Source organism: Mesorhizobium sp. P2_E10, assembly GCF_056404235.1.
Genome location: NZ_JBFUEK010000003.1, coordinates 361,625 through 386,168, shown reverse-complemented (window position 1 = coordinate 386,168; position 24,544 = coordinate 361,625). Strand labels below are relative to the sequence as shown.

The following is a 24,544-nucleotide window of genomic DNA, read 5'->3' as shown; positions in this document are numbered from 1 at the left end:
TGGCTGGCGCACGGCCCGAATGCTAGCCTCGCGGGATCAGGGTTGTGTTGTCGTCAGCAGGAGCAGCAGGAGGAGGAGGAGCGGGTTTGGCTTTCTTCCGCCCCGGCTTCTTCTTCGACTTGTCCGTCACCGCCTTCGGCGTGGCTTCGTCATAGCCGGCAAAGGCCTGATAGTCCGGCGCGGTGGGCTCGGGAACGACGACATTGGAATCCGTGAAGACGAATTGCGTGGCGGTCGAGGGGTCACTGACCTGGATCTGATACGGGTGGATCTGCGAGTAAAGAACCTCGGTGCCGTGCATGACGGCGACACGGATCGGCATGGTGATGGTGCCGGGGGCAAACAGCGGTCCCGGCACAACCTTGCCGGCGACGGCAATCTTCATCGACAGCTGGCCGTTGGCGCGACTGCAGTCGCGGGTCACATCGGTGATCGAGGCCTGGTAGATGATCTTCGTCGGATCCTTGTTCGGGTCAACGATGGTCCCGTCCGGCGCCGTAGGAGCAGCATCCGCAGCGGCGGCGTCGGTTTTCTTCTTCGGCTTCTGGCTACCCTTGCCATAGGTGTTGAAGTAGGCCGTACCGTCGCGCAGCGTCACTTTCGGGCAGTAGGCCTGCAGCTGGCTGGCGAGAACCTTGGGATCCTGCGGCGGCGGAGGCGTCGTGTCCTTCTTGCCGAAGCCGAGGTTGAGAACGCCATTGTCGCTCGATTGGCAGCCGGCGGCGGCAAGCATAAAGCCGGTAAGCGCCAGACCCGCGACAAAGCGGTTGTTTAACGAATGAAACGCCATGAAACTGCACTTCCCTCTCGCAAAGCTGGTGCCCTATATCAGCGACGCGGCAAAAATGCGACTGAGCCAGCGTAGAAATTAACCACCTTGCCGTGAACGAAACCGCGCGGCATCAACGGAATGTGACGATGCAATATGTGAGTACCCGCGGGGAAGCGCCCGTGCTTGGATTTTCCGACGCGGTGCTGGCTGGACTGGCGCGCGACGGCGGACTTTACGTGCCCGGCACCTGGCCGCAGTTCTCCGCCGCCGAAATCCGCGCCATGCGTGGCCTTGCCTATCCCGATCTCGCCATCCGCGTGCTGTCGCCGTTTCTCGGCGGCGAGATCGAGATGCCGGTGTTCGAGCGCCTGGTGCGCGAAGCCTATGCCACTTTCCGTCATGACGCCGTTTGTCCGCTGGTGCAGACCGGCCCGAACATCTTCGTCCTGGAACTCTTCCACGGCCCGACGCTGGCCTTCAAGGATGTGGCGATGCAGCTTCTGGCGCGGCTGCTGGACCACGTGCTGGCCGAGCGCGACCAGCGCGCCACCATCGTCGGCGCCACATCGGGCGATACCGGCGGGGCGGCCATCGATGCCTTTGCCGGGCGCAACCGCACCGACATCTTCGTGCTTTTCCCGGATCGCCGCGTGTCGCCGGTGCAGCAGCGGCAGATGACGACGTCGGCCGCCGCAAACGTCCATGCGCTGGCGATCGAGGGCAATTTCGACGATTGCCAGGGCCTGCTGAAGGACATGTTCAACGATCACGGCTTTCGCGACCGAGTGGCGCTGTCCGGCGTCAATTCGATCAACTGGGCCCGCATCATGGCGCAGATCGTCTATTATTTCTCGTCGGCGCTGTCGCTCGGCTCTCCCGACCGGCCGGTCTCCTTCACCGTGCCGACCGGCAATTTCGGCGATATCTTCGCCGGCTACGCCGCCAAGCAGATGGGCCTACCGATCGAGCGGCTGATCATCGCCACCAACGACAACGACATTCTGGCGCGCACGCTTGCGACCGGCGAATACCGCATGAAAGGCGTGTTCCCGACCACGTCGCCGTCGATGGACATCCAGGTCTCGTCGAATTTCGAGCGCCTGCTGTTCGAGGCCGCCGGCCGTGATGCGGCGACGGTGCGGCGCTATATGAACGGCCTCAAGCAGTCCGGCGCCTTCACCATCGAAGACGGCGAGATCGCAAAAATCCGCGCCGAATTCGACGCCGGCCGTTCGACCATGGACGAAGTCGCCGCCACGATCCGCTCGACGCTTGGCGCCAGCAACTATCTGCTCGACCCGCACACGGCCGCGGCCATGCATGTTGCCGCCGGCAAGGCCGACGGCGCGGTGCCGATGGTGGTGCTTGGCACCGCCCATCCGGCCAAGTTCCCGGCCGCCGTCGAAGCCGCCTGCGGCGTATCGCCCGCCCTGCCCGCATGGCTAGGCGGGTTGATGACAGCGGAGGAAAAATACACGGTACTTCCATCCGACCTGAAAATGGTGGAAGATTATGTCGGCCGCCACACGCGGGCGGCGCGTTAGGGAGTACTAGCCATATGGGTGTTGAGGTAAGCCGTCTGTCGAACGGCCTGACAGTCGCCACCGAAACCCTTCCAAGTCTTGAATCCGTTGCCCTTGGTGCCTGGGTCAAGTCAGGCGCACGCAATGAGCGTGACGACGAGCACGGAATGGCCCATCTGCTCGAGCACATGGCGTTCAAGGGAACGAAGCGGCGAACCGCATTCGAGATTGCCTCGGAAATCGAGGATGTCGGCGGCGAGATCAATGCCGCGACCAGCGTCGAGACCACCTCCTATTATGCCAGGGTGCTCTCCGACGACGTGCCGCTGGCGGTCGATATCCTCTCCGACATCCTGCAGGAATCCGAGTTCGACCCGCAGGAGCTGGAACGCGAGCAGCATGTGATCCTGCAGGAGATCGGCGCCGCGCACGACACGCCCGACGACATCGTCTTCGACCGCTTCACCGAGACCGCCTTCCGCCATCAGACGATCGGCCGCTCCATCCTCGGCACGCCGGAAACCGTCAAATCCTTCACCTCCAAGCAGTTGCACGATTTTATCGAGCGGCAATACGGCGCCGAGCGTATGGTGGTCGTCGCTGCCGGCGACATCAAGCACGACAATTTCGTGCGCGAGGTCGAGAAGCATCTCGGCGGCTTCCGCAGCAAGGCCGACAGCACAATGCCGCAATATGCGCAGTATGTCGGCGGCGATTTCCGCGAGGATCGCGACCTGATGGACGCGCAGATCGTGCTCGGCTTCGAGGGCCGCGCCTATCATGTGCGCGACTTCTACGCCTCGCAGGTTCTGTCGATGATCCTTGGCGGCGGCATGTCGTCCAGGCTTTTCCAGGAAGTCCGCGAAAAACGCGGCCTGTGCTATTCGGTCTATGCCTTCCACTGGGGCTTTTCCGATACCGGCATATTCGGCGTCCACGCCGCGACCGGGCAGAGCGACATTGCCGAACTGGTGCCTGTGATCATCGACGAGTTGCAGAAAGCCGGTGAAAACATCCTGCAGGAGGAACTCGACCGGGCGCGCGCGCAATACCGCGCCGGGCTGATCATGTCGGCCGAAAGTCCGGCCAGCCGTGCCTCGCAGATCGCCCGGCAGCTGCTTTTGTTCGGCCGGCCGATCGCCAAGGAGGAGCTGATGGAGCGGCTGTCGGCGCTGACCATCGAGCGACTGACTGATCTCTCGTCGCGGCTGTTTTCGACCAAGCCGACGCTTACCGCTGTCGGACCGGTGGGTACGCTTGCACCCTACGAGTCTATCCTCGACTCGCTCTCGGGCACGCAGACCACGGCCCGCAAGCTCGCCGTCTAAATCAGTCCAGGCGTTGTGTTCGCGCTCCCTTTCTTTCGCCGAGACCTGCCGGCGCTGAAAGGTGACCACGTCACGCTGCGCGTGCCGTTCACCAACGACTACCGCGAGTGGTCGGCACTGCGCGGCGAAAGCCGCGGCTTCCTCGAACCGTGGGAGCCGCGCTGGACGCCTGACGAGCTCGACCGCACGGCATGGCGGCTTCGCATCAGCCGCTACCGCGAAGACTATGCGCAGGGAACCGCGATCGCCTTCTTCATCTTCGAGAAGAGCAGCGGCAAGCTGGCCGGCGGCATAACCCTCGGCAACATCCGCCACGGCGTTTCGCAAAGCGGCCATATCGGCTACTGGATCGGCGAGCGCTTTGGCGGCCGTGGCCTGATGACCGACGCGGTCAAGGTGGTGTCGCGCTTTGCCTTCGATACGCTGAGGTTGCACCGGATCGAAGCTGCCTGTATTCCCGACAACGCCCGGTCGATCCGCGTGCTTGAAAAAGCCGGATTCCGGCGCGAAGGACTTCTTCGATCCTATCTCAGGATCAACGGCATCTGGCAGGACCACTACCTCTACGCCCGGATCGCGGACGATCCGCCGGGCGCTGGAACGAAGGGCTGATTTTTGACGAATATCCTGCGAAACAGGTCGCTGTTGGCCTTCGCCCTGGCGGCAATCGTCACGCTGTGTGCGGCGGTCTCGGCCTTCGCCGTCGAACCGATCAAGATTGCCCGCGACGACGTGGCGCTCGACCTTTCGGGCGCCGTCGAGATCTACCGGAACCAGGGCGAGAATTTCCAGGTCTCGACCGCGCCTGGGCCGGACGGCATCGTGCGACGCATCGAGGTCGAGGCCAATGATGCGCGCTCGACCGGCGACTGGGCGGTGTTCGCGCTGGCCAACACCACCGACCAGCAGCTCGACCGGCTGATCGTCGCGCCGCATTTCCGGCTGGTGAATTCCGGCATCTTCTGGCCGGATCTCGGTTCGACCCGCATCGCCGCGATCACGCCCAGCGAAGGCTTCGCGCTCGACCGCCAGACCAGCCCCGACGCCGACGTGTTCCGGGTGACGCTGAACCCCGGAACGGTGATCACCTTCATCGCGGAACTCGCCTCCCCCAAGCTGCCGCAGGTCTATCTGTGGGACCCGGAAAAATACAAGGACTCGGTCAATTCCTACACGCTGTTTCGCGGCATCGTCATCGGCATCGCCGGCCTGCTGGCGCTGTTCCTGACCATCCTTTTCGTCGTCAAGGGAACCTCGATGTTCCCGGCAACCGCGGCCCTTGCCTGGGCGGTGCTGGCCTATATCTGCGTCGATTTCGGCTTTCTAAACAAGATCATAGAGATATCACCCGGAAATGAGCAGATGTGGCGGGCGGGAACGGAGGTGGCGCTGGCGGCGACCTTCGTGGTGTTCCTGTTTGCTTATCTCAACCTCAACCGATGGCACGGCCATTTCAGCTACGGTGCACTGGTCTGGATCCTCGGGCTGGTGCTGATCGCCGGTGTGGCCATCGTGGACCCGGCGGTTGCCGCCGGCATCGCCCGCATCTCGTTTGCCGCCACCGCGCTGACCGGACTTGGCCTGATCATCTTCCTCGGTATTCGTGGTTACGATCGTGCGATCATGCTGGTGCCCAGTTGGGTGATGGTGCTGTTGTGGCTGTGCGGGTCGTGGATGGCGATCACCGGCATGCTCGACAATGATATCGCCCAGCCCGCACTTGGCGGCGGGCTGATCCTGATCATCCTTTTGATCGGCTTCACCGTCATGCAGCACGCCTTTGCCGGTGGCGCGCTGCATCAGGGCCTGTTTTCCGACCTGGAGAGGCAGGCGCTGGCCGTTGCCGGCTCGGGCGACACGGTGTGGGACTGGGACGTGCTGCGCGACCGCGTCGTCACCAAGCCCGACGTCAGCATCCAGCTTGGCCTGGCACCCAACAGCCTTGGCGGCGCTGCCCGCAACTGGCTGCCGGTGCTGCATGCCGACGACCGCGACACGTTCCGCACCACGCTCGACGTGGTGCTCGAACACCGGCGCGGCCGGGTGTCGCAGAATTTCCGCCTGCGCGGCGCCGACGGCCATTATCACTGGTTTTCGCTGCGCGCCCGGCCGGTGATCGGCTCGGACGGCGAGGTGATTCGCTGCGTCGGCACGATGATCGACGTAACCGAGCAGAAGAAGTCCGAGGAAAGGCTGCTGCACGACGCCGTGCACGACAATCTCACCGGGCTGCCCAACCGCGAACTTTTGATGAACCGGCTGGAGGCGATCATCTCGATCGCCCGCACCGAAGAGAAGGTGCGGCCAACCGTCTTCGTCATCGACATCGACCGCTTCAAGCAGGTCAATGACGGGCTCGGCATCTCGGCTGGCGACACCATCCTTTTGACCATTGCGCGCCGGCTGCACCGGCTGCTCAAGCCGAAGGATTCGCTGTCGCGCTTTGCCGGCGACCAGTTCGCGCTGATGCTGCTGTCCGAACAGGACCCGGCCCGCATCGCCGGCGTTGCCGACGCCATCAAGCATGCGATCAACAACCCGATCACCTTCGCCAAGCGCGAGATCGTGCTGACCGCCTCGATCGGGCTGATCACCTGGACCTCGGCGCAGACCTCGGCCGAGGACATGGTCAAGGATGCCGAGCTTGCCATGCACCAGGCCAAGCGTTTCGGCGGCGACAGGATCGAGCCGTTCCGGCCGGCCTTCCGCACCGTCGGCACAGACCGGCTGCAATTCGAGTCCGATTTGCGCCGCGCCATCGAGCGGCGCGAATTCACGCTTGCCTACCAGCCGATCGTGCGGCTGGAGGACGGCAGCACGGCCGGCTTCGAGGCGTTGCTGCGCTGGGACCATCCACGCCGCGGCATGATCCCGCCGGGCGATTTCATCCCGGTCGCAGAAAGCTGCGGCCTGATCGTGCAGCTTGGGCTGTTCGCCATGCAGCAGGCGGCGGAAGACCTCGCCGGCTGGCAAAAACAGATCGGCGACACGCCGCTGTCGGTTTCGGTCAACCTGTCCAGCCGCCAGCTGATCCGCCGCGATCTGGTCAGCGATGTGCGCTCCGTCATCGCGCGCGCCAATCTGAAGCCGCGCTGCTTCCGCCTCGAACTCACCGAATCGCTGGTGATGGACAATCCCGAGCAGACCTCGCATGTGCTGACCAAGCTGAAGCAGCTCGGCATCGGCCTGTCGCTGGACGATTTCGGCACCGGCTATTCGTCGCTGGCCTATCTGACGCGCTTCCCCTTCGACACCATCAAGATTGACAAGAGTTTTGTCGACGACGCGACGCCGAAGCGCGCCGTGCTGCTCAAGTCCATGGTCAACATGGCGCATGAACTCGGCCTGTCGGTGGTGGCCGAGGGCATTTCAGACGAAAGCGATGCGCTGGAGCTGCGCCAGATGGGCTGCGAATATGTGCAGAGCTTCATGTTCGGCGCCCCGATGCCCGCCGACCAGGTGCTGAAGACGCTGAAGGAACAGTATCCGATGACGCAGGCGTGACGCGTTCAGGCGCGTTGCCTGGGCGCGGAGTTCGGCGATTGGCCGAGACGCCTATCCCTTCGTCATCCTAGGGCGGAGCAAGGAGCGCAGCGACGCGGCGCAGACCCTAGGATCCATGCCGGGAGGTTAAGGCGTTGCAACGGTTCAGAAATTCTGCTCCGCTGCGCTCTTCGATCGAGTTCACGGAATGGATCCTAGGGTCTCCGCGACGGAGCTTCGCTCCTGCTTCGCCCTAGGATGACGAAGTTGGGGAGGCTTCGGCCAATCTCGGAGGTTTGACGAAAGCGAGACTTCAAGCGTGACCGGCAGCCAGGCTGAGATGCGCCAGATCGATGCCGATCGAGGCGAGGATGCGGTCGTATTTGCGCTCGATATCGGTGTCGAACAGAAGCTCGGCATTTGCCGGGCAGGTCAGCCAGCCATTCTCGGCGATCTCGGTTTCCAGTTGGCCGGCGCCCCAGCCTGAATAGCCAAGCGCCATCAGCGCATGCCTGGGACCGCGGCCCGACGAGATGGCACGCAATATGTCGACGGTCGCCGTCAGGCAGATGTCGTCGGAGACGGTGAGCGACGATTCCACCCGGTAGTCGCCCGAATGCAGGACGAAGCCGCGGCTGCGGTCAACCGGGCCGCCATTGCGCACGACGAAATCGCGGGCCTGCGCGGGCAGGCGGATCGCCTCCTGCTCGTTCATGATGCCGAGCTGCACCAGGAGGTCCGGAAACAGCATCTGCTGCGTCTGGTTGATGATCAGGCCCATCGCGCCTTCGTCGCTGTGCGCGCAAATGTAGATGACGGAGCGCGTGAAGCGGTCGTCCTTCATGCCAGGCATGGCAATCAGGAACTGGTCGTCGAGAAAGCCGCGCTGGGCCGCCGTCTTCTTGTGCCGCAACAAGTCCATGGACAGGAGCGTAACGCGTTTCCAAAGCGCCGAAAAGATGCGACACGCGCGATTCGGATTTGGCCGCCCTGCCGCAGGTCACGCAAATATGATACGGGCGATCCCATGACGCCATTGCGCAGACACGAACGGACGATCAAATCACCGCCATGCAACGCTTGAAAATCATGCTGCTCGCTGCGGTCATTGGATGCGGAACCGGCTTGCCCGCCGCTGCCTCGTCGTCAGCCTGGTACGACAGCGAAGGCGGCAAGGTGCGGCTGGTGACATCAGGCAAACCCGACGAAGCCGGCCGCATCCATGGCGTCCTCGACATTGCGCTGAAGCCCGGCTGGAAGACCTATTGGCGCGATCCGGGTGACGCCGGCGTGCCGCCGCAACTCGACATCTCGGCCAGCACCAACATTGCCGACGCCGCGCTGTCGTTTCCGCCGCCGCAGCGCCACGATGACGGCTACGGCAAATGGGCCGGCTACGACCATCCGGTTTCGTTGCCGGTGACGTTCACGCTGTCGGCGCCAAAAGAGGCGACCGTCATCGACGCCGATATTTTTCTCGGTATTTGCGAGACGATCTGCATTCCGGTGCAGACCAGGCTGAGCGTCGATCCTGCCTCTGACCCGGACAATGCCGAGGACGCGGCGCAGGTGGCGGCAGCGCTTGCAGCCCTGCCCACCCAGGCAAAGCCCGATTTCGGCATCGTTGTTTTGCCGGGCGACCATGAGACGCTGGTTGTTGAGGCAAGTTTTCCGGGCAATCCGGACGCTGCCGATTTCTTCGTCGCCGGCGAGCGCGACTACATGTTCGGCGCCCCGGTGCGCAGCGAGAAGGACGGCAGGCTGGTGTTTACGGTGCCGATCCTCGACCGGCCGTCGACGACGCCGACGGATGGCGGCCTTCACTACACGCTGACCAGTGCCGAGGGTGCCGTCGAAGGCCTCTTGCCTTTCCCTTGATCCAGGCTTTGTCAGCGGTTGCGGGAAACGCCTGAGTTCGCTATCTCGAAGACCAAGTCCTTCCAGCTTTTCGAACGAGGAATTTCATGACGATTGCCGTTGGCGACAAACTACCCGATGCGACTTTCAAGGAAATGACCGCCGATGGCGCCAAGGTCATCACCAGCGCCGAGATTTTCTCGGGCAAGAAGGTCGTGCTGTTTGGTGTTCCCGGCGCTTTCACGCCGACCTGCAGTAACAACCATCTGCCCGGCTATCTCGAAAACCATGACGCCATCCTGGCGCGCGGCGTCGACACCATCGCTGTCGTCTCGGTCAACGACGTGCACGTGATGGGCGCCTGGGCGCGCTTCAGCGGCGGTGAAGGCAAGATCCTCTACCTCGCCGACGGCACCGGCGATTTCGCCAAGTCGATCGGCCTCGACTACATCAGCGCCGATATGGGGCTGCGTTCGAAGCGCTTCTCGATGATCGTGGATGACGGCAAGGTCACCGCGGTCAATGTCGAGACCAAGCCCGGTGTCGACGAGTCCGGTGCGGCCCACATTCTGGGACAGCTCTAGGGATCAATCATGGCCGATGTCCTTTGGCGCGCGATAGCGATCGGCATCGGCGCCACGGTGCTGATGGATATCTGGGCGATGTTCCTGCACTTGGCGTTCGCTCAGCCGCGGCCGAACTGGGGGCCGGTCGGCCGCTGGGTCTGGCATCTCAGGAGCAAGGTTTTTCACGACGACATCGGTGACGCCGCACCTTACGCGCATGAATCGGCGCTCGGCTGGGCCTTCCACTATCTCGTCGGCATCGTCTACGGCATTATCCTGGTGGCGTTGGCCGGGACGGCGTGGCTGGCCGCGCCGACCTTCCTGCCCGCCTTCATCCTCGGCATGGTCACGGTCGGCGCCGGCTGGTTCCTGCTAGCCCCTGGCATGGGCGCCGGCTGGGCCGCATCCAAGCGTCCCAATCCGATGCAGATCCGCGCCCTCAACCTGGTGTCGCACACGGTGTTTGCGCTCGGCCTCTACGGCACGGCCCTACTGATCCGCTGAGGCACTCTATTCGCTGACCGTGCGCGGCTTCATCGAGGCGACGGTATCGATGATTTCCTGACGCAGCGCGTCTTTCTCCGCCTCGAATTGCTCCCGCGTGATGCTCCGGCCGCCGGTGGCGGTGACGCCGAATTCCTCGAGTGCTGATTCGTAGCGCGCCTTCCACCGGATCACGTGCCCGGTCATTGCCTGGTTGAGCGCCGGAACCGAGCCCGGATGGGCCGGCAGGCCGCATGATTGCGTGGTCCGTGCATCCGCCGCCAACATGACGACGTTCCAGTCGTCGAAGCTGACGAGATCCATCTGGGCATAGAGGAATGCGCCATGCTCGCCGTCCCAGATCGTGCCGTCGATGACCAGGAAGGGCGTGGCACGGCAATAGCCGTGGCGTGCCGCCATCTCGCTGTTGAAGGCCTCGGTGCGCTGCTGAAGCCGGTATTTGGCCGCGGCGAAAAGAGCGATGTAGTCGTCTGCCGTTCGCATGATGTTGCGCGCATCGTCCGGCGCGAAGCCGACTTCGCGCAGGAGTGAGCCGATCTTCGGATCGTCCCAAAGCTCTTTTGAGAAAACGCGCGTCACGCCATCAGTATCCGGCGTCGGACGCATCATTTTCTTCAGATCGGCAAAGCTGTGCTGCTGCTTGCCGAAAGTCCTGCGCCCGAACATTGCCGCAATACCTCACACCAGGTCGATTGCGGCTGTCTATCACGCAGGGTGTAAGATTGATTTAAGCCAAAGCCTAGACTTGCATGCTTCTCAGCAAGATGACGCGGCGCAAAGCCGGCATGACCGGCCTAGTAGCTCTGGGTCGAACGCCTGACGGTCTTTGGCGAAGGCTTCCCGGCCGGCGCGCTTTCCTTCGGCGCGGCAGCAGCCGGCGCAAGCTTCGCCGAGCCTTTCTTGAACGGCGCCATGCCTTCCCGCGCCAACTCGTCGGCGCGTTCGTTCTCGGGATGACCGGCATGGCCCTTGACCCAATTCCAGGTCACCTGATGGCGTCTGTTGGCCTCGTCCAGCGCCTGCCACAGCTCGCCGTTCTTGACCGGCTTCTTGTCGGCGGTTTTCCAGCCGTTCTTCTTCCAGCCATGGATCCACTTGGAAATACCATCCATGACGTATTTGCTGTCGGTGTGCAGGTCGACCGCGCAAGGCTCCTTCAGCGCATTCAGCGCCGAGATGGCGGCGAGCAATTCCATGCGGTTGTTGGTGGTCTCGGCCTCGCCGCCCGACAGCTCCTTGGTTTTGCCGTTGAAGCGCAGGATCGCGCCCCAGCCGCCCGGACCCGGATTGCCCGAACAGGCACCGTCGGTGAAGATTTCAACGCGCTTGCTCATGTCAGCCCATATTCGGAGGGAAATTGGATCGCCCGGTGGAATCGCATCCTGCGGATATACTCGGTCGGATCGCGCTTCATCACCAGCCCGCCATCGGGAACGTTCAGCCAGTCATAGAGCCGGGTCAGCATGAAGCGCAGTGCCGAGCCGCGCGCCAGCATCGGCAGCGCCGCTTTCTCGTCGCCGCTCAACGGGCGCACGCTCTGATAGCCGGCAAGCAGCGCCGTGCCCTTGGTCAGGTTGAAGGAAAAGTCCTTCTCGAAACACCAGGCGTTGAGGCAGGTGGCGACATCGTAGGCGTAGAGATCGTCGCAGGCGAAATAGAAATCGATCAGCCCCGACAATTTCTCGCCGAGGAAGAAGACATTGTCTGGAAAAAGGTCGGCATGGATGATGCCTTCCGGCAGGCCCGTCGGCCAGTTCCGTTCGAAATCGGCGAAATCGGCATCGACCTCGGCCGCCAGCCCCGGCTCGACCTCGTCGGCGCGGTTGCGGGCCGCGTTCCACAGCTTGCGCCAGCCGTCGATGGCCAAGGCGTTGGGACGGGTCATGGCGAAGTCCTGGCCGGCAAGGTGCAGTGCAGCCAGTGCCTTGCCGACCTCGCCGCAATGCCCTGCCGTTGGCCGCCGCAGCGAAAGGCCTTCGAGGAAGGTGATGATGACCGCGGGACGGCCGGCCAGCTCGCCGATGACGCCGCCATCATGCGCGGTGACCGGCAGCGGGCACGAAATCCCCTTCCTGGCGAGATGGCCCATCAGACCGAGGAAGAACGGCAGATCCGCCCTGTCGACGCGCTTTTCGTAGAGCGTCAGTATGTAGGCGCCGCTGGTGGTGTGCAGCAGGAAATTCGAATTCTCGGTGCCTTCGGCGATGCCCTTGTAGGACAGGAGATCGCCGACCGGATAGGCCTTCAGGAACGCGCCAAGCTCGCCTTCGCTGACATCGGTATAGACCGCCATGGGCTGTTCACGCGGCTCCGTTGACGAAGGCCATGTCGGCCTTCGTCAGTTCGACATCGCGCAGAACCCGCATTACCGGAAAATCCTCCGTTTCGGTCGCCGTGACCGCCAGATCGATCGTCACCTCGAAGCGCTGCCGGAAGGCATCGATGATCTCGTCGACGATGATTTCCGGCGCCGACGCGCCGGCCGACAGGCCGAGCGTCGAGATGCCGGTGATGTCATCCCATGGAATCTCGGAGGCGCGCTGTACGAGAAGCGACATCGTCGCGCCGGCACGCTCCGCCACTTCGACAAGACGGCGCGAGTTGGAGGAGTTGGGGGCGCCGACGATCAGGAAGAGATCGGCACCGGCAGCGGTCTCCTTGACCGCTTCCTGGCGGTTGGTGGTGGCATAGCAGATCGATTCCGCCGCAGCGGCATGCAACTGCGGAAAGCGGTCCTGCAAGGCGCGGATGATGCCGGCGGTATCCTCGACCGACAGCGTCGTCTGGGTGACGAAGCCCAGCGCCTGCGGGTCGGCCGGGGTAAAGGTTGCGGCGTCGGCCTCGGTTTCGATCAGGGTGACGGCGCCCTCCGGCAACTGGCCCATGGTGCCGATCACCTCGGGATGCCCGGCATGACCGATCAACAGCACATGGCGGCCAAGGCGCTGATGGCGCATCGCCTGCTTGTGGACCTTCGACACCAGCGGGCAGGTGGCGTCGAGATAGAAGAGGTTGCGCGCCTGGGCGTCCGCCGGCACCGATTTCGGCACGCCATGCGCCGAGAACACCACCGGGCACTGGCGATGCTGAGCCGGGATCTCGGACAGCTCCTCGATGAACACCGCGCCGAGGCTTTGCAGGCCCTCGACGACATAGCGATTGTGCACGATCTCGTGGCGGACATAGACCGGGGCGCCGTATTTCTTCAGCGCCAGCACCACGATCTGAATGGCGCGGTCGACGCCGGCGCAAAAACCGCGCGGCTGGCAGAGCCTGATCGTCAGCGGTGGCTTGGTCTTGGTGTGAAGCATGAATCCGGGGCCGTTGTTCAGAGCCGAAATGAGGTGTGCACCCCTGCCCTGTCAAGGGCGGCGACGATCATTCCTCTTTCGCCGGACGGCGCAACCTGATGATGAGAACCGCCGCCAGAGCAGCCGCCAGGCCATACCAGGTGAGGGCATATTGCAGGTGGCTGTTCGGCAAATCGATGATGGTGACGCCGCCGACCGGCAGCCCGCCGGGGTTCGGCGCGGCGTTGGCGTCGACGAAGAACGGCACCAGCGCAGCACCAGCCGGCAGGCCGGCGCTCGAGGCCATGGCGTCGCGGTCCTTCCAGTAGAAGATGTTCTTTTGCACATCATTGTCGGGAAGCATCATCGACGGCTTGGCCAACAGCGGATTGCGGGCGAGCCCGGTCACCGTCACCTTGCCCGCCACCTGGCCCTGCGTGCGCTTGGCCGCGTCCTTCAGGTCGTAGGGAACGAAACCGCGGTTGACCAGCACGAAGCGGCCGTCGTCCAGCTGCAGCGGCGTGACGACGTCGAAGCCGGACGCGCCCTCCCAGGTCGAGAAAAAGTGGCGCTCGCCTTGATGCAGGAACGTGCCGGTCACCGTCACCGGGGTGTAGTCGACATCGCCGGTGGCGGTGAACTGTCTCTCGACCTCCGCCAGCGGCAGCGGCGCGGAATGCGTGCGCTGGTCGATGGTCTGCAGAAGAACTTCCTTCCAATGCAGGCGCTGGATCTGCCAGGTGCCGAGCGCAAGCAGGATACAGAACAGCACCAGGCCAAGGCCGAGCAGCAATACCGTCTTTGGCCGCGAACGGCCGGCGACCAAACCGGATGCCTGGCTCATTGCCCGCTGTCCAGCCGGCCCTCGGCCGCCTTGTTGGCGTATTGCAGCGTCAAAAGCACGCCCTTGATCAGCCGCAGCGCCGTCAGGCACAGAACCAGCGCCAGCGGTATCCACAGCAGGAAATGCAGCCAGAGCGGCGGATTCAGCGTGACTTCCATCCACAGCGCCAGCCCAACGACGATAAAGCCGATGATCAGGATGACGAACACCGCCGGCCCATCGCCGGCATCGGCATAAGAATAGTCGAGGCCGCAATTGCTGCAGCGCTTGCCGACGGTGAGGAATCCGGAAAACAGCTTTCCCTCGCCGCAGCGCGGACAGCGGCCGTGCAGGCCGGCCGAAATCGGATCGATCGGTGGCCAGATAGCCTTGTCTTCGCTCATGCTTTACGGCTCGATTTCGATCGGCGTTCCATCCGGCACCCTAGTCCAGATTTCATCCATGTCCGAGTCGGTAACCCCAATGCAGCCGTCCGTCCAGTCGACCAATTGAAGCAGCCAGCCCCACCAGCCGAAGCCGTTGGGCTGGCCATGGATCATGATCATGCCGCCGGGGTCGATGCCGGCGGCCTTCGCGGCCTCGATTTGTGCGGCGTTGGGATAGGAGATGTGGATCGACTTGTAGGCGACGCTACCGGGATTGCGCCAGTCGAGAATGTAGCGCCCCTCGGGCGTGCGCTCGTCGCCTTCCCGGTTTTTTTGCCCGACAGGGTCGCCACCCAGTGCAATGCTGTAGCTGCGGAGGACCTTGCCTCCTCCGATCAGATGGAGCCGCCGTTCCGACTTGTCGACACGCACGAGGTCGATGCGTTCGATGGCAAAGGCCGGGAAGGCGGCGAACAGAAATGTGCAGATCGTCCAGAAAATCGTCAGCCGCATTGGCTACCGATCGGCGATCATTGCGCCGGAAAGAAGATGGCGCCGAAAAGAAGAAAGGCGGCTGCGTTGTCGCAACCGCCTTTCTGATTTCTCGGGTCGATTCTCCCGGCGAAGTCGGTCAATGGCCTTCGATCAGAGCGCCGGACGATCCCCAGACATAGATCGCGCTGAACAGGAACAACCAGACCACGTCGACGAAGTGCCAATACCAGGCGGCGGCCTCGAAGCCGAAATGCTGCTTGGGGGTGAAATCGCCCTTCATCGCGCGGACCAGGCAGACCAGCAGGAAGATGGTGCCGATGATGACGTGGAAGCCATGGAAGCCGGTCGCCATGAAGAAGGTGGCGCCATAGATGGAGTCCTTGAAGCCGAACGGAGCGTGTATGTACTCGTAGGCCTGCACCATGGTGAACAGCATGCCGAGGCCAACGGTCAGCACCAGGCCGTTGATCAGCCCCTTGCGGTCGCCATGCAGGAGCGAGTGGTGCGCCCAGGTGACCGTGGTGCCCGACAGAAGCAGGATGATGGTGTTGTAGAGCGGCAAATGGAAGGGATCGAGGACTTCGAGGCCCTTCGGCGGCCAGACGCCACCAGTAAACGCCGTGCGCGCATAATTCTGGACCTCGCCCGGAAACAGGCTGGCGTCGAAATAGGCCCAGAACCAGGCGACGAAGAACATCACTTCAGAGGCGATGAACATGATCATGCCGTAGCGCAGATGCAGCGACACGACGCGCGTGTGATGCCCCTCATGCGCTTCCTTGATGGTGTCGGACCACCAGGCGAACATGGTGTAAAGGACGATGACCAGGCCGATGAAGAACAACCACGGATTGGCAATGTTGTGGCCGAAAAGCGGAAAATCGCCACCCTTGAGATACTGCATCCAGGCGACGCCGCCTATGGCCATGACCAGTGCACCGATGGCCCCCAGGAAGGGCCACGGGCTCGGGTTGACGAGATGGTAGTCATGTTGTGGTTTTGCGTGCGCGTCTGCCATATCAACCCCCGAGATTTGCTTCGGTATCTGGAACTTTGTTACTGCTGCCTTCGATCGGCGCTGATGACGCAACCGGCCTGCTCTTTTCGACCGGGAACATCGTGTAGGATAGAGTGATCGTCTTCAAGTCCTTCAGTTCCGGCACGTTGACGATGTCGGGATCGACATAGAACATGACCGGCATGTCCAGCGTCTCGCCGGGCTTCAGCGTCGTGTCGGTGAAGCAGAAACACTCAACCTTGTTGAAGTACGGGCCGGCCAGCTCCGGCTGCACGTTGAAGGTGGCGCGGCCGGTGACGGCGCGGTCAAACTTGTTGGTCGCGCTATAGTGCGCCTGAACCGTCTCGCCGATCTTGATGACGATGGAGCGGGCCACGGGCTCGAACTGCCATGGAACGCCGGCTGTGTTGGCGTCGAAGCGGATGGTGACGTCGCGGTCGAGCACACGATCGGCATATTGCTGCGTGGCGCGCCTTGTGGTGCCGCCATAGCCGGTCGCCTTGCAGAACATCGCATAGAGCGGCACCGCGGCATAAGCCATGCCGATCATGCCGCCGAAAAAGGCGATGCAGACGCCGGCGACGATGCGGTTGGTGTTCTTCTTCCCGGGATCGGTGACTGTCTGGCGGTTCATCGTCAGCCTCACATCGATCCGGAATGACCGAACTTCACGATGGTCGCGACATAGAAAATGACGACAAGCACGGCCAGCGCCAGGCCGATGGCGGCCGAACGGTTGCGCCGGGCTTTCTGCTGGCGATCCGTCAACGTAACTAGGTCAAGCTTCTTGTCGACCATGGTCATGCTCCACCGATGGCGAGCGCGCGACCGACGACGCAGTCGGCAAGGTAGATCGCGAAGATGGCGAACAGATACAGCAGCGAGTAGCCGAACAGGGCCTTGGCCGGCTTCATGACGCGGTCGTCGTCCGTCATCTGCAGCACCTTCCAGGCATACCAGACGAAGCCGGCGCCAAGCAGTAATGCGGCGATGCCATAGGCCGATGTGGTGAAGCCGAGGATCCATGGCAGCACGCCAACCGGTGCAAGGATCAGCGCGTAGGCGAAGATCTGGCGCCGGGTCGATGCCTGGCCGGCAACGTTCGGCATCATCGGGATGCCGGCTTTCGCATAGTCCTCGGACTTGAACAGCGCCAGCGCCCAGAAATGCGGCGGCGTCCACAGGAAGATGATCAGGAACAGGATGAGGCTTTCGAGGCTGACCGCTCCGGTGGCCGCGGCCCAGCCGATGACAGGCGGAATGGCCCCTGCGGCGCCACCGATGACGATGTTCTGCGGCGTCGAGCGCTTCAGCCACATCGTGTAGACGACGGCGTAGAAGAAGATGGTGAAGGCCAGCAGCGTCGCCGACAGCCAGTTGACCAGGACGCCGAGCGTCATCACCGACAGCACCGAAAGCACGAGGCCGAAACTCAGGGCTTCACCGGGCCGGATGCGGCCGGCCGGGACCGGACGTCCGGCGGTTCTGGTCATCACCGCATCGATGTCGGCGTCGTACCACATGTTGAGCGCGCCCGACGCGCCGGCACCGATGGCAATGGCCAGGATGGCGATCACCGCCAGCAACGGATTGATGGTCACCGGTGCGGCAACCAGGCCGACAAAGGCGGTAAACACCACCAGCGACATGACGCGCGGCTTCAGCAGGGCGAAGAAATCGCCCGCCGTGGCTTCCGACATGCGAAAGCCCGCTTCGTCAATCAATGGGTCGTCGACTAGGGCCATGCGTACTTAAGTCCATCATTCCGTTGGCCAAAACCGCCGGACGCGCCGGCGGTTTCGTATTCAAGCTGCCTTACTTGATCTTCGGCAGCTGTTCCCACTGGTGGAAAGGCGGCGGCGAAGGCAGCTGCCATTCAAGCGTCGTGGCACCCTCGCCCCATGGATTGGCGCCGGCCACCCGCTTCTTCTGGAAAGCCTCGAACACGCCATAGAGGAAGATCGCCACGCCGACGGCCGAGATATACGAGCCGTAGGACGACACCATGTTCCAGCCGGCAAACGCATCCGGGTAGTCGATGGTGCGGCGCGGCATGCCGGCAAGGCCGAGGAAATGCTGCGGGAAGAAGATCAGGTTGACGCCGATGAAGGTGACCCAGAAGTGGGTGTTGGCGATGGCGAAGGAATACATGTACCCGGTCATCTTCGGGAACCAGTAGTACCAGCCGGCGAAGATGGCGAACACCGCGCCGAGCGACAGCACGTAGTGGAAGTGGGCGATGACGAAATAGGTGTCGTGCAACGACCGGTCGAGACCGGCATTGGCGAGCTGAACGCCGGTCACGCCGCCAATCGTAAACAGGAAGATGAAGCCGAGCGCCCACAGCATCGGCGGCTTCAGCGAAATCGAGCCGCCCCACATCGTCGCTATCCAGGAGAAGATCTTCACGCCCGTCGGCACGGCAATGACCATGGTGGCGAAGACGAAATAGCGCTGCGTGTCGAGCGACAGGCCGGTCGTGTACATGTGGTGGGCCCAGACGATGAACCCGACCGCGCCGATCGCCACCATGGCATAGGCCATGCCGAGATAGCCGAACACCGGCTTCTTCGAGAAGGTGGAGACGATATGGCTGATGATGCCAAAGCCCGGCAGGATCAGGATGTAGACTTCCGGGTGACCGAAGAACCAGAACAGATGCTGGAACAGGATCGGGTCACCGCCGCCATCCGGGGCAAAGAAGGTGGTGCCGAAGTTGCGGTCGGTGAGCAGCATGGTGATGCCGCCGGCCAGAACCGGCAGCGACAAAAGCAGCAGGAAGGCGGTGATCAGCACCGACCAGGCAAACAGCGGCATCTTGTGCATGGTCATGCCAGGCGCGCGCATGTTGAAGATCGTGGTGATGAAGTTGATTGCGCCGAGGATGGACGAGGCGCCGGCAATGTGGATCGACAGGATCGCCAGATCCATCGCCGGCCCGGGCTGGCCCGAGGTCGACAGCGGCGGATAGAGCGTCCAGCCGCCGCCGACGCCGTAGGCGCCAGGCGCGCTCGGCATGAAGGCCGAGGTGATCAGCAGGATGAAAGCCGGCGGCAGCAGCCAGAAAGAGATGTTGTTCATGCGCGGGAACGCCATGTCCGGCGCGCCGATCATGATCGGCACCATCCAGTTGGCAAAGCCGCCGATCAGCGCGGGCATGACCATGAAAAAGATCATGATCAGGGCGTGCGCAGTGCCGAAGGCATTGTACATGCTCTTGCCGCCATCGATGGCGGCATCGCCGTTCATGCCGTAGACCATCTGCGCCAGGCCGGTGAATATCTGGATGCCCGGCTCCTGCAGCTCCATGCGGATGACGACAGAAAGCGCCCCGCCGACGATGCCCGCGAAGATCGCGAAGATCAGATAGAGCGTACCGATATCCTTGTGGTTGGTCGAATACACCCACCGGACCCAGCCGTGATACGGCTTGTGGTCGTGATCGTCGTGAGCTGCAGCGTCTGCCATGTTCCGCTCCGTTCCCTGATCTCTTATGGTCGCGGCGTCAGTTGCCGGCGGCCGCTACCTTGTTTGTGCCATCGACCTCGGCCATCAGCGCCTTGTTGGCGCCGGGCAGGTCGGTCTTGGCTGCTGCCAGCCAGGTCGTGTACTGCGCATCGGAGACGACGCGGATCGCGATCGGCATGAAGGCATGGTCCTTGCCGCAGAGCTGCGAGCACTGGCCGTAATAGAGGCCTTCCTTTTCCGCCTTGAACCAGGTCTCGTTGGTGCGTCCGGGAACCGCGTCCATCTTGATGCCAAACGCAGGCATGGCAAAGGAGTGGATGACGTCGGTTGCGGTGACCAGCACGCGGGTCATGGTGTTGACCGGCACCACCATCTCATTGTCGACGGCGAGCAGGCGTGGGTAGACCTTGCGATCGTCCTTGCCGGCGGCGGCGCGGTCAGCGTCCTGGAGGATCGCCGAGTTGAAGGTAAGCGCCTTGTCGACCTGGTATTCGTAGTCCCAGTTCCACTGATTTCCCGTCGCCTTGATGGTCAGCTTGGCTTCTTCCGGCGGCGTGTATTGCGCGGTCAGCAGCTGGAACGACGGTATGGCGATCAAGAGCAGGACGATGACAGGCCCGATGGTCCAGATCACTTCGATCAACGTGTTGTGGCTGGTCTTCGAAGGGATGGGATTCACGCTCGCACGGAACTTCCAGATGCAATAGGCGAGAAGGAAAAGCACCACGGCGGTGATGATGACGATGAACCAAAGCGTGTAGTTCCCGAACCACTCGATCTGCCGCATCATATCGGTCGCCGGAGGCTGAAAACCTGTCTCCCACGGCTGGGGCTGGGCCGCATGGGCGGACGCACCGGCAAAGACTGTGGCGGCGGCGGCGCCAGCCAGAGATTTGGCGCTTGCTAGAAAATTGGCGCTAGCTAGGAATTTTCTCATCGCCCTCATCATCTCCCGGTTCCTCGCGATCGGAGCGCAAGAATATCTGATAAAGCCGGGATGGGAATCCCGGACAGTCCCAAGGCTGGTTCAAACCATACTCTATTTGCCTCCGCAAGAAAGGAGCGGAGGAAACCGTGCGGCATTTTTGCGCGCAAGTGCCATAGCGGCTTTTTTGCCTTGCGCGGATCGGGGATGGACGGGCGGCGCAGGCATGCGGGCAGAATGCGCCTGACGGTCGCAATTCGGGCGAATTTGCTAGGGAAAAGCGGATTGTGGCCGCTATCGGGGCAGACCAGCGGCGGTCTCATCCTTTACTTGGCTTTGGCGCGGCTTAAAGTGCCGTGATTCGCAATGGAGCCGTCATGAACGCTTGGCTTTCGGCAGATTTTGGGCTTTCGAGAAACTTGGCGAAGGTCATCTTTGTCGCCGCGCTGTTTAGCATCGGGCTGTCTGGTGGCTTGTCCGGCATCAGCCAGGCCAATGCCGCGCAGCCAAGCGGCACGGTGCGGTCAACGCATGGGGCGTGGTCGATCATCTGCGACACACCAGCAGGCGCCACGTCGGAACAATGCGTGATGATGCAGAACGTCGTCGCCGAGGACCGTCCCGAGATGGGGCTTTCCGTCGTCGTGCTGCGCACCGCCGACAACAAGGCCGAGATCCTGCGCGTGCTGGCGCCGCTCGGCGTGCTTTTGCCCAACGGACTTGGCCTCAATGTCGACGGCAAGGACATCGGCCGTGCCTACTTCGTGCGCTGCTTCCAGGATGGCTGCTATGCCGAGGTCATTCTCGAAAAGCCGCTGCTCGACACGCTGAAGACCGGCACCTCGGCCACCTTCATCGTCTTCCAGACACCGGAAGAAGGCATCGGCATTCCCGTCGACCTCAAGGGGTTCGCCGACGGTTTCGCCGCCCTGCCCTGAGACTGTTTTGGCCCAGAAACTGCTCCATCCCAACGACTTCGAGATCTTCAAGCGAATTCGCCTGGAGGCGTTGCGCGCCGCTCCCGAAGCCTTCGCCAGCAGCCTCGCGGATTGGGAAGGTCTGCCGGACGAGGAGTGGCGTCGGCGCCTGACGAACAACCCGGTTGTCGTCAGCTTTAGCGGCGATGAACCTGTCGGCATAATGGGCCTGATGCGACAGCAGGCCAGCAAGATGGCGCACCGCGCCACCATCATCATGGTTTACTTGCGCGACACCGAGCGCGGCGACGGACGCGCCATCGCAATGCTCAATCTTTTGCTCGAACACGCCCGCGCACTGGGCATCAGGCAGGTTGAACTGGCCGTAAGCGCGGAAAATCCCGCCGCCATACGATTTTATCAACGCGAAGGTTTTCATGAAATCGGTCGCATCCCTGCCGGCTTTCTTCACCAGGGCCGGGAGATCGACGAAATCATGATGGCGCGGCGCCTGATTTAGCATCCACCGCGTTCATCGGCCGCGCCTATTTCGTGCGCTGTTTCCGGGATGGCTGCTATGCCAAGGTCATTCTCCAAAAGCCGCTGCTCGACACGCTGAAGACCGGCACGTCGGCCACGTTCATCGTCTTCCAGACGCCGGAAGATGCGTTCACGGCCGACCAGGCCAACGAATGGAACAAGAAATATCGCTGGATCAAGGCCTATTCCGGCAACGGATCCAACTTCAAGATGGATGTCAGCTTCGTCGGCGGCATCACCAAGGGCAATCTCGAGGAAACAGTTCTCGACCTGGGATTCGCTGACCAGCGATATCAAGGATTTCGTGAACCAGAAGTAGCGCGGCCCTGGCCGGCCGCCGGCAATCGGCAATATCGATCTTGCCGATTGTCTGGGCGCGGCTTCGCGCCTACATCGTGGGAGACAATTCTTCTTCCCACGAACGGGCCTGCCATGAACAGCCTGATCGGCCAATTCGACATTTCCGACGATCGCATCAAGCAGATCGTCGCCGAGACCCTCAACGGCGCCGACGATGGCGAGCTGTTCCTCGAATACAGCGAAAGCGAAGCGCTGATGTTCGACAATGGCCGGCTGAAGACCGCCAATTTCAACACCGACCAAGGCTTTGGCCTGCGCGCTGTCGCCGGCGAAGCCAGCGGCTACGCGCATTCCAGCGACCTCTCGGAAGACTCGTTGCTGCGCGCCGCCGACGCCGTTGCAACGGTCAAGGGCGGCTATTCCGGCACGCTCGCCGCGGCACCCGCGCGCACCAACCGCCATCTCTACGGCGACGACAACCCGATCCCCTCGCCTTCATTCGAGGTCAAGGCAAAGCTGCTGCAGGAAATCGATGCCTGGCTGCGCGCCGAGGACCCGCGCGTGCGCCAGGTGACGGCCTCGCTCGCTGCTTCCTGGCAGCATGTCGAGATCGTGCGTGCCGACGGCCAGATGGTGCGTGATATCCGGCCGCTGGTCAGGATCAACGTGTCCGTCATCGTCGGCAATGGCGACCGCCAGGAGAGCGGCTCCTACGGCATGGGCGGACGCAAGGCCTTTGGTGAATTCCTGGCCGAGGACAGCTGGAAGCTCGCGGCCAAGGAGGCACTGCGGCAAGCGCTGGTCAATCTCGACGCCATTCCGGCGCCCGCCGGCACCTTCGACATCGTGCTGTCCAGCGGCTGGCCAGGCGTCATGCTGCACGAAGCCGTCGGCCACGGGCTGGAAGGCGACTTCAACCGCAAGAAGACATCGGCCTTCGCCGGCCTGCTGGGCCAGCAGGTCGCCGCCAAAGGCGTCACCGTCGTCGACGACGGCACCATGCCCGAGCGGCGCGGTTCGCTGACCGTCGATGACGAAGGCACGCCTTCGGCCCGCAACGTGCTGATCGATGACGGCAAGCTCGTCGGCTACATGCAGGACCGCCAGAACGCCCGGCTGATGGGCATGAAGGCCACCGGCAACGGGCGGCGCGAAGGCTATGCGCACCAGCCGATGCCGCGCATGACCAACACCTACATGACCTCGGGCGACATGGAGCCGGACGAGATCATCGCCTCGGTCAAGAACGGCATCTATGCCGTGTCCTTCGGCGGCGGCCAGGTCGACATCACCTCGGGCAAATTCGTGTTCGGCTGCACCGAGGCCTACATGATCGAAAACGGCAAGGTGACGCAGCCGATCAAGGGCGCCATGCTGATCGGCAACGGGCCGGACGCCATGCATCGGGTGTCGATGATCGGCAACGACATGAAGCTCGACAACGGCATCGGCATGTGCGGCAAGGCCGGACAGGGCGTACCGGTCGGCGTCGGCCAGCCGCATCTGAGGATGAACCAGATGACGGTCGGCGGCACCAGGGTTTGAGGATGCCGCCGTGTTCCGGCAACAAGCCTAAATCTCAGCCATACCTTGAAGTGAACACAATCGGCGTTAGGAAATTGGTAACTGTTTAACCGCCTGGGCCACGTTTCCGCGCAAACGCTGTACCAGCCTTCTCGTTGCGGTGGTGTTGGCAATGCAGCGTTCCCCCGGCGTCCTGGCTTTCCTGCTTGGCTTGGTTTCATTGATTGGCGCGACATCACTGCAAGCCAATCCGGCGTCAGCACAGTCGACATGGTTCAAGTCGCGACCGACGCAATCTGCCGTCGTTGGCGGAAGCACCAGTGTCCCCTACGGCTGGATCGATTTCTGCCATCGCCGGCCAAAAGAGTGCAAGGTGCCTGCCCTGCCGGCCGCTGATATCAAGCTGACCGCGCAGAACCTGCGCACCCTCAAGCGGGTCAATCAGAAGGCGAACAGCTCCATCAAACCGGTCAGCAATTTCGATCATTGGGGCACGATGATGGACCACTGGGACTATCCGGTGGACGGCAAGGGCGACTGCAAGATCTACGCGCTCTACAAGCGCAAGCTGCTTCTGCAGGCAGGATTCCCGCGGCAGGCGCTGCTGATGACGGTCGTGCGCGACCTGAACAATGAAGGCCACACCATCCTGACGGTGAAAACCGACAAGGGCGATCTTGTCTTGGACAATCTGGTCGATGAGATCAGGCCGTGGAACGCGACGGGCTATTACTTCCTGAAACGCCAGTCGCAGCAGAACCCAAACACCTGGGTATCGATCAACCAACGGGGCGGCACGCCGAAACGGATGTCGCCAAGCTAGCC

The 24,544-nt window shown here is 62.7% G+C and carries 27 protein-coding genes and 1 pseudogene; 12 read left to right on the top strand and 16 right to left on the bottom strand.

The window, feature by feature from the left end:
• Positions 1-22: 22 nt before the first annotated feature.
• A complete protein-coding gene (locus AC1D0N_RS10805; RefSeq protein ID WP_477243582.1) occupies positions 23-790 on the bottom strand; it encodes a hypothetical protein in 768 nt (255 codons plus the stop codon).
• 128 nt (positions 791-918) lie between these two features.
• On the opposite strand from AC1D0N_RS10805, the gene thrC reads away from it, so the two are divergent.
• The 4 genes from thrC to AC1D0N_RS10785 are packed head-to-tail and all read left to right on the top strand — an operon-like array spanning position 919 to position 7,127.
• Positions 919-2,316, top strand: a complete 1,398-nt coding sequence (thrC, locus tag AC1D0N_RS10800) for a threonine synthase (RefSeq protein WP_477243581.1) — start codon at positions 919-921, stop codon at positions 2,314-2,316.
• 14 nt (positions 2,317-2,330) lie between these two features.
• Positions 2,331-3,623, top strand: coding sequence for a M16 family metallopeptidase (locus AC1D0N_RS10795; protein ID WP_477243579.1), 1,293 nt, complete (start codon positions 2,331-2,333; stop codon positions 3,621-3,623).
• A gap of 15 nt (positions 3,624-3,638) precedes the next feature.
• Positions 3,639-4,235: a GNAT family N-acetyltransferase gene (locus AC1D0N_RS10790; protein ID WP_477243578.1), complete on the top strand. Its 597-nt coding sequence runs from the start codon at positions 3,639-3,641 to the stop codon at positions 4,233-4,235.
• 3 nt (positions 4,236-4,238) lie between these two features.
• Complete coding sequence (locus AC1D0N_RS10785) at positions 4,239-7,127, top strand: EAL domain-containing protein (protein ID WP_477243576.1); 2,889 nt, start codon at positions 4,239-4,241, stop codon at positions 7,125-7,127.
• Positions 7,128-7,419: 292 nt separating this feature from the next.
• Here AC1D0N_RS10785 and AC1D0N_RS10780 read toward each other — a convergent pair whose 3' ends face one another.
• Positions 7,420-8,028, bottom strand: a complete 609-nt coding sequence (locus tag AC1D0N_RS10780) for a YqgE/AlgH family protein (RefSeq protein WP_477243574.1) — start codon at positions 8,026-8,028, stop codon at positions 7,420-7,422.
• Positions 8,029-8,177: 149 nt separating this feature from the next.
• Here AC1D0N_RS10780 and AC1D0N_RS10775 point away from each other — a divergent pair, with 149 nt between their 5' ends.
• The 3 genes from AC1D0N_RS10775 (at position 8,178) to AC1D0N_RS10765 (ending at position 10,033) form a co-directional block, all read left to right on the top strand.
• On the top strand, positions 8,178-8,984 hold the full coding sequence (locus AC1D0N_RS10775; RefSeq protein WP_477243573.1) for a protein-disulfide reductase DsbD domain-containing protein: 807 nt from the start codon (positions 8,178-8,180) through the stop codon (positions 8,982-8,984).
• A gap of 86 nt (positions 8,985-9,070) precedes the next feature.
• A complete protein-coding gene (locus AC1D0N_RS10770) occupies positions 9,071-9,547 on the top strand; it encodes a redoxin family protein (protein WP_477243571.1) in 477 nt (158 codons plus the stop codon).
• Between the two features lie 9 nt (positions 9,548-9,556).
• The gene (locus tag AC1D0N_RS10765) at positions 9,557-10,033 is read left to right on the top strand and encodes a DUF2938 domain-containing protein (RefSeq protein WP_477243569.1); all 477 of its coding nucleotides are present in this window, start codon (positions 9,557-9,559) and stop codon (positions 10,031-10,033) included.
• 6 nt (positions 10,034-10,039) lie between these two features.
• Here the strand turns inward: AC1D0N_RS10765 and AC1D0N_RS10760 are convergent, their stop codons facing one another.
• The 14 genes from AC1D0N_RS10760 to AC1D0N_RS10695 all read right to left on the bottom strand — a co-directional run bounded on the left by AC1D0N_RS10760 (position 10,040) and on the right by AC1D0N_RS10695 (position 20,988).
• Positions 10,040-10,699, bottom strand: coding sequence for a hypothetical protein (locus tag AC1D0N_RS10760; protein WP_477243567.1), 660 nt, complete (start codon positions 10,697-10,699; stop codon positions 10,040-10,042).
• A 128-nt stretch (positions 10,700-10,827) separates the two neighbouring features.
• Complete coding sequence (rnhA, locus tag AC1D0N_RS10755; RefSeq protein ID WP_477243565.1) at positions 10,828-11,367, bottom strand: ribonuclease HI; 540 nt, start codon at positions 11,365-11,367, stop codon at positions 10,828-10,830.
• Complete coding sequence (locus AC1D0N_RS10750) at positions 11,364-12,326, bottom strand: homoserine kinase (RefSeq protein ID WP_477243563.1); 963 nt, start codon at positions 12,324-12,326, stop codon at positions 11,364-11,366. Before AC1D0N_RS10750 ends, rnhA begins: the two co-directional genes overlap by 4 nt.
• A 7-nt stretch (positions 12,327-12,333) precedes the next feature.
• Positions 12,334-13,344: a 4-hydroxy-3-methylbut-2-enyl diphosphate reductase gene (gene ispH / locus AC1D0N_RS10745; protein ID WP_477243561.1), complete on the bottom strand. Its 1,011-nt coding sequence runs from the start codon at positions 13,342-13,344 to the stop codon at positions 12,334-12,336.
• A gap of 67 nt (positions 13,345-13,411) precedes the next feature.
• Positions 13,412-14,167, bottom strand: a complete 756-nt coding sequence (locus tag AC1D0N_RS10740) for an SURF1 family protein (protein ID WP_477243559.1) — start codon at positions 14,165-14,167, stop codon at positions 13,412-13,414.
• The gene (locus tag AC1D0N_RS10735) at positions 14,164-14,550 is read right to left on the bottom strand and encodes a DUF983 domain-containing protein (RefSeq protein WP_477243557.1); all 387 of its coding nucleotides are present in this window, start codon (positions 14,548-14,550) and stop codon (positions 14,164-14,166) included. The genes AC1D0N_RS10740 and AC1D0N_RS10735 overlap by 4 nt, the downstream gene beginning before the upstream one ends.
• A 3-nt stretch (positions 14,551-14,553) precedes the next feature.
• Positions 14,554-15,045 carry a L,D-transpeptidase family protein gene (locus tag AC1D0N_RS10730; protein WP_477243555.1) on the bottom strand — a complete coding sequence of 164 codons (492 nt, stop codon included), beginning with the start codon at positions 15,043-15,045 and terminating at the stop codon, positions 14,554-14,556.
• Between the two features lie 118 nt (positions 15,046-15,163).
• The gene (locus tag AC1D0N_RS10725) at positions 15,164-16,045 is read right to left on the bottom strand and encodes a cytochrome c oxidase subunit 3 (protein ID WP_477243554.1); all 882 of its coding nucleotides are present in this window, start codon (positions 16,043-16,045) and stop codon (positions 15,164-15,166) included.
• Between the two features lies 1 nt (position 16,046).
• Positions 16,047-16,679, bottom strand: coding sequence for a cytochrome c oxidase assembly protein (locus AC1D0N_RS10720; RefSeq protein ID WP_477243553.1), 633 nt, complete (start codon positions 16,677-16,679; stop codon positions 16,047-16,049).
• An 8-nt stretch (positions 16,680-16,687) separates the two neighbouring features.
• Positions 16,688-16,843 (bottom strand): hypothetical protein, encoded by a 156-nt coding sequence (locus AC1D0N_RS10715; RefSeq protein ID WP_477244042.1) that lies wholly within the window; start codon positions 16,841-16,843, stop codon positions 16,688-16,690.
• Between the two features lie 2 nt (positions 16,844-16,845).
• Positions 16,846-17,790, bottom strand: a complete 945-nt coding sequence (locus AC1D0N_RS10710; RefSeq protein WP_477243551.1) for a heme o synthase — start codon at positions 17,788-17,790, stop codon at positions 16,846-16,848.
• Between the two features lie 70 nt (positions 17,791-17,860).
• Complete coding sequence (ctaD, locus tag AC1D0N_RS10705) at positions 17,861-19,513, bottom strand: cytochrome c oxidase subunit I (RefSeq protein WP_477243549.1); 1,653 nt, start codon at positions 19,511-19,513, stop codon at positions 17,861-17,863.
• A 37-nt stretch (positions 19,514-19,550) separates the two neighbouring features.
• A complete protein-coding gene (gene coxB, locus AC1D0N_RS10700) occupies positions 19,551-20,462 on the bottom strand; it encodes a cytochrome c oxidase subunit II (protein WP_477243547.1) in 912 nt (303 codons plus the stop codon).
• Between the two features lie 322 nt (positions 20,463-20,784).
• Entirely contained in the window at positions 20,785-20,988 is a 204-nt protein-coding gene (locus AC1D0N_RS10695) for a hypothetical protein (protein ID WP_477244040.1), read from the bottom strand.
• Here AC1D0N_RS10695 and AC1D0N_RS10690 point away from each other — a divergent pair.
• The 5 genes and pseudogenes from AC1D0N_RS10690 to AC1D0N_RS10670 all read left to right on the top strand — a co-directional run bounded on the left by AC1D0N_RS10690 (position 20,912) and on the right by AC1D0N_RS10670 (position 24,542).
• Positions 20,912-21,376: an invasion associated locus B family protein gene (locus AC1D0N_RS10690; protein WP_477244018.1), complete on the top strand. Its 465-nt coding sequence runs from the start codon at positions 20,912-20,914 to the stop codon at positions 21,374-21,376. The genes AC1D0N_RS10695 and AC1D0N_RS10690 overlap by 77 nt on opposite strands.
• Before the next feature lie 7 nt (positions 21,377-21,383).
• Positions 21,384-21,875, top strand: a complete 492-nt coding sequence (locus AC1D0N_RS10685) for an N-acetyltransferase family protein (RefSeq protein ID WP_477243546.1) — start codon at positions 21,384-21,386, stop codon at positions 21,873-21,875.
• A 32-nt stretch (positions 21,876-21,907) separates the two neighbouring features.
• Positions 21,908-22,009, top strand: a pseudogene (locus tag AC1D0N_RS10680) (invasion associated locus B family protein); the annotation flags it as partial.
• 318 nt (positions 22,010-22,327) lie between these two features.
• Positions 22,328-23,740: a metalloprotease TldD gene (tldD, locus tag AC1D0N_RS10675; RefSeq protein WP_477244016.1), complete on the top strand. Its 1,413-nt coding sequence runs from the start codon at positions 22,328-22,330 to the stop codon at positions 23,738-23,740.
• A gap of 151 nt (positions 23,741-23,891) precedes the next feature.
• Positions 23,892-24,542, top strand: a complete 651-nt coding sequence (locus AC1D0N_RS10670) for a transglutaminase-like cysteine peptidase (protein ID WP_477243544.1) — start codon at positions 23,892-23,894, stop codon at positions 24,540-24,542.
• The last annotated feature ends 2 nt before the right edge of the window (positions 24,543-24,544 follow it).